Raw genomic sequence first — 8,318 nt, forward strand, 5'->3', positions numbered from 1 at the left:
ACGGAGACCATCTCGTCGTACGCCTGAGATGGCGGGAGAAGGCGGCCGCCCGCCACGGCGACGTGCGAGTGCCGCTCGAGTCGGTACGCCGGGTGACCGTCGAACCGGACTGGTGGCGCGCCCTGCGGGGAGACGCCCGGCGGGGGCTGTGGATCCCCGGGACGGTGTGCATCGGAACGCGGGGTCATCCCGGCGGAGAGGACTTCGTGGTGGTGCGGCCGGGCGCGCCCGTTGTGTGTGTCGCCCTGCGGCCCACCGCCCCCTTCAGCCTTCTCGCCGTCTCGGTGCCCGAGGGCGCCGACGCCACGGCGCGACGACTGCGCCGTCTCGCCCCCGGGATCGACTCCTCCACCCGCGCCCGCGAGGCGATCCCGGTCCGAGGGGAGAGCTGACCGCAGGACCCCGCGCGAACCGCGCCGACGTGGGTTGCGGCCCCTGTCGTACGGGCGTTTTCTGGAAGTGTCCGGCGGTGAAAGAGCGCGAACGGGGCCACGGCACAGCCCGAGGGCCCGCGCCTGTAGTGCCTCCCCCGGTAGCGGCTCCGTCCCGCCGCCGTCAGCCGGCGTTCGACGCGGAGGTGACGCAGGTGAAAGCCGTCGTCTACGAGAAGCCCTTCAGCGTGGCTGTGAGGGATGTCCAGGATCCCCGGATCGAGCACCCCAACGATGTGCTCGTCCGGGTCACGTCGACCGCGATCTGCGGTTCGGACCTGCACATGTACGAGGGCCGCACGGCGGCCGAGTCGGGCATCGTCTTCGGACACGAGAACCTCGGCATCGTCGAGGAGGTCGGCAGTGGCGTGACCTCCCTGTCCGAGGGCGACCGGGTCGTGATGCCCTTCAACGTCGCCTGCGGGTTCTGCAAGAACTGCCTCGCCGGAAAGACCGGGTTCTGCCTCACGGTGAATCCCGGGTTCGCCGGCGGCGCCTACGGATATGTGGCGATGGGGCCGTTCATCGGTGGTCAGGCGGAGCGGCTGCGGGTGCCCTACGCCGATTTCAACTGCCTGAAACTGCCACCTGGTGAGGAGTTCGAGACCGATTTCGTCCTGCTCGCCGACATCTTCCCGACCGGTTACCACGGATGCGAACTCGCCCAGGTGTCCCCCGGTGAGAGCGTGGCCGTGTTCGGTGCCGGCCCGGTGGGTCTGATGGCCGCCTACTCCGCGTTGCTGCGCGGGGCGTCGAAGGTGTTCTCCGTCGACCGGGTGCCCGAGCGGCTCGCCAAGGCGGAGGAGATCGGGGCCATACCCATCGACTTCACCAAGGGCGACCCGGCCGAGCAGATCAAGGAACAGACGAACGGAGAGGGCACCGACAAGGGCGTGGACGCCGTCGGCTACCAGGCCCAGGCGCACGACGCCAGCCACGAGGAACCCGCCATCGTGCTCAACGAGCTCGTGGAGACGGTGCGGCCCACCGGCATGCTCGGTGTACCGGGCCTGTACGTGCCCTCCGACCCCGGCGGACCCGACGAGCACGCCAAGCGGGGCCAGTTGCTGGTCTCCATCGGCCGGATGTTCGAGAAGGGTCAGCAGATGGGCACCGGCCAGTGCAACGTCAAGCGGTACAACCGCCAGCTGCGCGATCTGATCATCGCGGGGCGGGCCAAGCCCAGCTTCGTGGTCTCCCATGAACTGCCGCTGGACCAGGCGCCGCAGGCGTACGAGAAGTTCGACAAGAGGATCGAGGGCTACACCAAGGTGGTGCTGCACCCCGCTCACGCCCTCGCGGCCTGAGCGACGGGTCCGGGCGCAACGGGCGCCCGGACCCCCGTCCGTTTCGGGGTCGCGGCAGGGCTGGGCAGGGTGAGCCGGGGAGTGCCGCACGCCGGGGAGTGCCGCACCACGCCCACTGCCCCGTCGTCACCGTGCCCGCGCTCCGCCTGCGGACATGAACCGCTAGGAGCCCGCTCCGGTGCCTGTGGACGTGCCGGTGCCTGTGGACGTGCCGGTGCCGGTGGTCGTGCCGGTCCCGGCGGCGCTGCCCTGCTCTTCCGGCCCCGGAACCTCGACCGGAACGCTGACCGGTGGCGCCGCGCCCCGCAGATCCTCGACCGCCTGCTCCGGGAGGTTTCCGTCCGCCTCCCGCCGCTCCTGTCTCAGGACCTCCAGGACGGCGGATCCGTCGATGGTCTCGCGGGTGACGAGCAGGTCGGCGAGCCGGTCCAGGGACCGGCGGTGCTCCCTCAGCAGCCCCGTCGCCCGCTCCTCGGCCTCGCGCAGCAGGCGTGCGGCCTCCTGGTCGATGATCCGCTGGGTCTGTTCGGAGTACGGCTGCCGGATCGAGTCCTCCGGGGTCTCGCCCAGGTAGTGCGGGTTGGCGGAGGCATAGCCGACCGGGCCGAGCGCCGGGGACAGACCGAAGTCCCGCACCATGCGCGTGGCGATCTGGGTGGCCCCGGCCAGATCGTTGGCGGCGCCGCTGGAGCCCGCGCCGAACACCACAAGCTCGGCCGCCCGGCCGCCGAGCCGCACCGCCAGCAGATCCGTCAGATAGGCCTCGCTGTACAGATGGCGTTCGGCCTCGGGAAGCTGCTCGGTCACCCCGAGCGTCATGCCCGACGGCAGGACGGTGACCTTCGCGACGGGGTCGGCGTGCTCGCACAGCGCGGCGACCAGGGCGTGCCCCGACTCGTGGACGGCGACCGAGTGGCGTTCTTCGGGCAGCAGGGCGTTGGACGCCTCACGACGTCCCAGCAGCACCCGGTCGCGGGCGGCGTCCAGGTCGTGCGGCTCGATCAGCACGCGGTCGGCCCGTACGGCGTTGATGGCGGCCTCGTTGACCAGGTTCGCCAGGTCGGCGCCGGAGAAACCGGGAGTGGCGCGGGCCACCGTGCCCAGGTCGACGTCGGGCGACAGGATCTTGCCCCGGGCGTGGACGGTGAGGATCGCGGCGCGCTCGGCCTGGTTGGGCAGGGGGACGGTGACCTGCCGGTCGAACCTGCCCGGGCGCAGCAGGGCCGGGTCCAGCGCCTCCGGCCGGTTGGTGGCGGCGAGCACGACGATGCCGGTGGACTGGTCGAAGCCGTCCATCTCGGCCAGCAGCTGGTTCAGGGTCTGCTCACGTTCGTCGTTGCCGCCGATGTGGCCGCTGCCCGAGCGGCGTGCGCCCACGGCGTCCAGCTCGTCGATGAAGATGATCGACGGCGCGCGCTTGCGGGCCTCGTCGAACAGGTCCCGCACCCGGGAGGCGCCCACGCCGACGAACATCTCCACGAACGCGGACCCGGTCACCGACAGGAACGGCACGTCGGCCTCACCGGCGACGGCACGCGCGAAGAGCGTCTTGCCGGTGCCGGGCGGTCCCACCATGATCACTCCGCGGGGTCCCTTGGCGCCGGCCGCCGCGTAGCGCATGGGGTTGCGCAGGAAGTCGACGACTTCGCTGATCTCCTGCTTCACCCCGTCGTATCCGGCCACGTCGTCGAACCGGGTGGTGGGCCGCTCCGCCTCGATGATCTTCGCCCGGGAGCGGCCGATGGCGCTGAGTCCACCGGTCACCGAGCGCGCGGCACGGCGCCCGAACCACCAGAAGGCGCCGACCAGGAGCAGCAGCGGGAGAAAGGCGACGAGGAACGACAGGAACGGGTTGCCGCCGCTCCTGCTCTGCGAGGCGGTGATCTCCACATGCTTCGCCTGGAGCTGCTGCTGGAGCGACCCGGTCCCCAGCGCGGTGGGCAGCTGGGTGGTGAACTTGGTGCCGTTCTTCAGACTGCCGCTGACCGCCCCCTTGTCGTTGATGTCGACCGTCTTGACCTGCCCGGTACCGACCTTGGCGGTGAAGTCGCTGTACGTCAGATGGGCCGGCGGGGTCCCCGACGGGGCGCGCACCAGCATGATGACGACCAGGAAGGCCACCCACAGCAGCGGAACGATCCACCACTGCCGGCCCCCCGGCGTGGGCCGCTGGTTCCCGGGCGGCCTCGGTGTGTTCCGGGGCGGCCCCGACTTGGCCGGTGGCGTGAGATGCCGGTGCGGCATCCGCACTCGCGTGATCACCACCCACCGCCTCCTCCCACCAGTGCGATGTCACCCGGCGCCCGGCGGCGGGGCATTCCCGGGTCACTTCTCATGGTCTCTCGCCCGGCCCCGGAACGGTGCCCGGCCGGGTTGAGTCGGCGGCGAATCCGGAGAAGGAGGAATTCCGGTCGGTGTAGTCGGCATCGACAGTGGCCGGTCCCATGCGCCTTCGTGCTCCTGTGCGCCCCCCGGGAAAAGCGCGCGGGAAGCGGACAGCGGGTTGGACTGGGCAGGACAGGACTCATGCTCCACGTCCGAGGAACGTTCACCGATTTCCTGTGTCGACCGCGGAAGGTGGTATTCGATGAGCGGTTACCTGCCCGAGGCCCGACGAATATGGACGGTGGCCACTGCGCCGGGCATATTCCCATTCGTCGGTCACGGTATCACCCTGTTCCGGAACCCACTGGCCTTTCTGAATTCCGTTTCCAGTTACGGGGACCTGGTCGAGATACGCCTCGGTCCCCAGCGTGCCTGGCTGGTGTGCCACCCGGAGTTGGTGCACCGGGTCCTCATGGACGCCCGTACCTTCGACAAGGGCGGTCCGCAATACGAGAGGCTGCGGCCGCTGATGGGCAACGGCCTGGTGACCTGCGCCCACGAGGACCACCGGCGGCAGCGCAAGCTGATCCAGCCCGCCTTCCACCCGGTCCGCATCGCCGACTACGCGCGGGTGATGAGCGAGGAGGCCGAGTCCGTCCTCGGCGCGTGGCGGCCCGGCGAGAAGGTCGACGTGAGCGGGGCGATGCTGGCCCTGACCACCCGGGTGACCAGCCGCTTCCTGCTCTCCGACGCGTTGGACGCCGCGACCGTCGCAAGAGCTGCGGGACTGCCTCGCGGCCCTCGTCCGGGGCCTGTTCGTCCGTACGGTCGTGCCGCTCGCCCCGCTGTTCCGGCTCCCCACGCCCGCCAACCGCCGCTACCGCCGCGCCTTCGACCGCCTGCACGCGATCGTCGACTCCGTCATCGACGACCGGCGGCTGGGTCGTCCCCGCGACGACCTGCTGGGCAGCCTGCTGGAGGCAGAGCGAGGCCACGGGGGAGCGGGGGTCACCGGTCGGGAGATCCACGACCAGCTGATCACGCTCCTGCTCACCGGCGTCGAGAGCACGGCGATGTGCCTCGGCTCGCTGTTCGCCCTGCTGCCCCGCCATCCGGAGGTCGAGCGCCGGCTGCACGGGGAGGTGGACGAGGTGCTCGCCGAGGGGCGACCGCCCGGGTCGGAGGAGCTGAGGCGCCTGGTGTACACGCGCGGCGTGGTCACGGAGACGCTCCGGGTGTATCCGCCGGGCTGGCTCTTCACCCGGACCACCACCAAGGAGACCGACCTCGCAGGCGTCCGGCTCCCCGAGGGGGCGACCGTCCTGTACAGCCCCTACGTCCTGCACCACGATCCCGCGTCGTTTCCCGACCCCGACCGGTTCCTGCCCGAGCGCTGGCTGTCCGGGCAGCCCGCGGCCGTACGCAACGGCGCCCTGCTGCCCTTCGCCGCCGGCAGCCGCAAATGCGTCGGGGACGCCTTCGCCATGGCGGAGGCCACCCTGGCCGTGGCGACGGTGGCCCGTCGCTGGCGTCTGCGGCCGCTGCCCGGGCATGTCGAGCAGGCGCGCCCCGCCGCGACCCTGGGGCCCAGGGAACTGCAGATGATCTGCGAACCCCGGTCACAGACGCCGCGCGGGAAACCGCCGGCGCAAGCGGCAGCCACCCCCGACGACGGTGCGGTCCCGGCACCACGGGCCTCCGCGCCGGGAGTGTCCGAGCCGCCGGCCCCCGAACCGGTGCCTTCCGAGCCATCGCCCGTTGAACCTCGCACAGAGGTCGTCCGCATTCCGCCCGGCGGTATCATGCGATCCCACCAGGAATTCCCCGCAAACGGAACGGCGACATCGTCACCGCCCAACCGTCGAAGGGAAGGTGACGAAGGTGTCGGTGGAGCATGAGGACATCACAGCCGGACCGCAAGCCGGAAATCCGGCGGGAAGCCTGAAGGAACTGATCGAGTCCGAGCTCTACATGCCCTTTCCCCCACTGCGCAATCCGCACGAATCCGAGGCCGCGGCAGGCGTCGAGGAATGGCTGCGCAGCTGGGGACTGACCGACGACCCCGCGGTCGCCGCGATGATCGCCCGCACCCGTCCCGCGGAACTGGCCTCCTACAACAGCCCCACCATGGACGCCGGCGTCCTGCGGATCGTGGCGAACCAGATCGCCTACCAGTTCGTCTTCGACGACCGGGCGGAGGAGATCGGCCGGCGCCGGCCGAGCAGTCTGCTGCCCATGCTGTGCGAGAGCGTCGGCATCCTGCGCGACGGCCGACCCCCGACCACACCTCTCGGGGCCGCGCTCTTCGACCTGCAGCGGCAGGTCGAAGAGCGCTGCACCCCCGACCAGGCGGCTCGCTGGGCATGGCACGGCCGCGAGTACGTGCACGGCCTGCTGTACGAGGCGGTGGCCCAGACCGACCCTCCCCGTATACGGGTCGGTCTGTGCGGATCGATACGGTCCCTCACCGCGGGCGTCGAACCCTTCTACCCGCTGTGCGAGGCCGCACAGCCCCACGAACTGTCCCCCGACGAGCTCTGGCACCCGGCCATGCGCCGACTGCGCAGACTCTCGGCCGACGCCGCGGTGTGGATACCCGACCTGTTCTCCGCCGTGAAGGAGCAACGGGAGGGCGGCGTGATCAACCTGGCCCTGGCCTACGCCAGGGAGCAGCACTGCACCCTGCCGCAGGCCGTCCGGCTCGCCATCGGGAGGATCAACCGCACCATCGGGGAGTTCGAGCGGCTCGCCGAGCGGATCCGGCCGCGGTCGAGCCCCGCCGCCCTCGGCTATGTGGACGGCATGGCCGGCTGGATCCGCGGCTGCTACTACTGGTCCCGCGACGTGCCGCGCTACGCGGACACCGCGGCCGCCCCCGCCGGCTGACGTACGACGCGGAAGCGCTGCCACCGCGTGCCGGCGGTGTCTCGACGGGCACTGCCCGCCGGGCTCCCGCAGGGAGCCCGGTTCGCGGCAATACCCGAGGTGACAACCGGCAAACCGCCGTCGTCGGTGATTCATTCTTTCCATACGCCGTACCGCTCGAAAGCCTGCTGACCGCGCCGACCAGGGCGTACGCTGAGCGCTGTCTTCCGACAGCTGACGGCAGGAAGCGACGGGGCACATGGCGCACGGACCACGGCAACCCATCACCGGGCACCGGAGGTTGCTCGAGCGGAACCGGGAACTGAGGGCGATCGACTCCGCGTTGGCGGACCTGTGCGATGCGGCCGACGGCGGCGCGCTCCCACGTCAGGGCGGACTGCTCGCCTTCACCGGATCGGCGGGCTTGGGCAAGACCACCCTCCTCGCGGAGGTCCGCGCCCGCGCCGTGGCACGCGGATGCACCGTGCTCTCCGGCAAGGGCGGCGAGAACGAACAGGGCCTGGCGTTCCGCGTGGTCCGGCAACTCCTGCAGCCCGTCCTCGCGACGATGGACGCAACCAACCGCCGGGAACTGCTGGGCAGTTGGTACGACATCGTCGCCGCCGCCCTCGGTCTCGAGGCGGAGTGCGCCGCACCGGTGCCGGACCCGACCGTGGTCCGTGACGGCCTGGACTGGCTCATGACCCGCCTGACGGTGCTCAAGGCGCCCGTCGTCCTGCTCCTGGACGACATGCACTGGGCCGACGACGAGTCCCTGAGCTGGCTCGCCTCCTTCGCGCCACGGGCCCACGACCTGCCGCTGCTCATCGTCGCCGCCTACCGGCCGGACGAACTGCCCTCCGGGGCGGCCGCGTTCGGCTCCCTCACCGGACGTCACGGGGAACGCCCCTACACCCTGGCGCCGCTCAGCGGGGACGGCGTCGCGCGGATCCTGCGGGAGGAACTGGGAAGGGAGGCCGAGGACGCGTTCTGCGACGAATGCCGGCAGATCACCGGTGGCAGCCCGTTCGAGACCGTCGAGCTCGCGATCCGGCTCGGCCGGCGCCAGGTGAAGGGCACCCGGGAGGAGCTTGCCGTGATGCGGGAGCTCGCCTCCGCGGTCAAGGGCCCCGGCCTGCTCGCGCGCCTGCGGCAACTCGGTACGCCCACCGTCCGCTTCGCCTGGGCCGCGGCCGTGCTCGGCAGCTCCATCTCGGGGGACCTCGCGGCCGCCATCGCGGTGGTCGGCACCGAGCAGGCCGCCGAGGCGGTCGAGACGCTGCGCTCCGCCCGCATCCTGGCCGAGGGCGAGGGCCCCGGGGGCGCCCTGGAGTTCGTTCACCCGCTGATCGCCACCACCGTCTACCGGGCGATCGCCCGGCGTGCGGGT

Annotated in this window: 6 protein-coding genes and 1 pseudogene; 6 read left to right on the top strand and 1 reads right to left on the bottom strand. The window is 71.4% G+C overall.

What is annotated here, in order from left to right; genetic code table 11:
* Positions 1-392 (top strand): hypothetical protein (locus C3488_RS38495; protein ID WP_181139370.1); only part of this gene is annotated, 392 nt, incomplete at its 5' end.
* A gap of 194 nt (positions 393-586) precedes the next feature.
* Entirely contained in the window at positions 587-1,738 is a 1,152-nt protein-coding gene (locus C3488_RS38500) for a glutathione-independent formaldehyde dehydrogenase (RefSeq protein WP_103845482.1), read from the top strand.
* A 162-nt stretch (positions 1,739-1,900) separates the two neighbouring features.
* Here C3488_RS38500 and ftsH read toward each other — a convergent pair whose 3' ends face one another.
* Positions 1,901-4,003 (bottom strand): ATP-dependent zinc metalloprotease FtsH, encoded by a 2,103-nt coding sequence (gene ftsH / locus C3488_RS38505; protein WP_258053908.1) that lies wholly within the window; start codon positions 4,001-4,003, stop codon positions 1,901-1,903.
* A 322-nt stretch (positions 4,004-4,325) separates the two neighbouring features.
* On the opposite strand from ftsH, the pseudogene C3488_RS42260 reads away from it, so the two are divergent.
* The 4 genes and pseudogenes from C3488_RS42260 to C3488_RS38520 form a co-directional block, all read left to right on the top strand.
* Positions 4,326-4,694, top strand: a pseudogene (locus C3488_RS42260) (cytochrome P450); the annotation flags it as partial.
* Between the two features lie 199 nt (positions 4,695-4,893).
* Positions 4,894-5,961 carry a cytochrome P450 gene (locus C3488_RS38510; protein WP_258053909.1) on the top strand — a complete coding sequence of 356 codons (1,068 nt, stop codon included), beginning with the start codon at positions 4,894-4,896 and terminating at the stop codon, positions 5,959-5,961.
* A complete protein-coding gene (locus tag C3488_RS38515; protein ID WP_258053910.1) occupies positions 5,945-6,949 on the top strand; it encodes a (-)-alpha-amorphene synthase in 1,005 nt (334 codons plus the stop codon). The genes C3488_RS38510 and C3488_RS38515 overlap by 17 nt, the downstream gene beginning before the upstream one ends.
* 238 nt (positions 6,950-7,187) lie before the next feature.
* Positions 7,188-8,318, top strand: a 1,131-nt coding sequence (locus C3488_RS38520; protein WP_181139371.1) for an AAA family ATPase, incomplete at its 3' end; no start/stop codon positions are given.

The sequence above is a fragment of the Streptomyces sp. Ru72 genome (assembly GCF_002920635.1).
GTDB lineage: Bacteria > Actinomycetota > Actinomycetes > Streptomycetales > Streptomycetaceae > Streptomyces.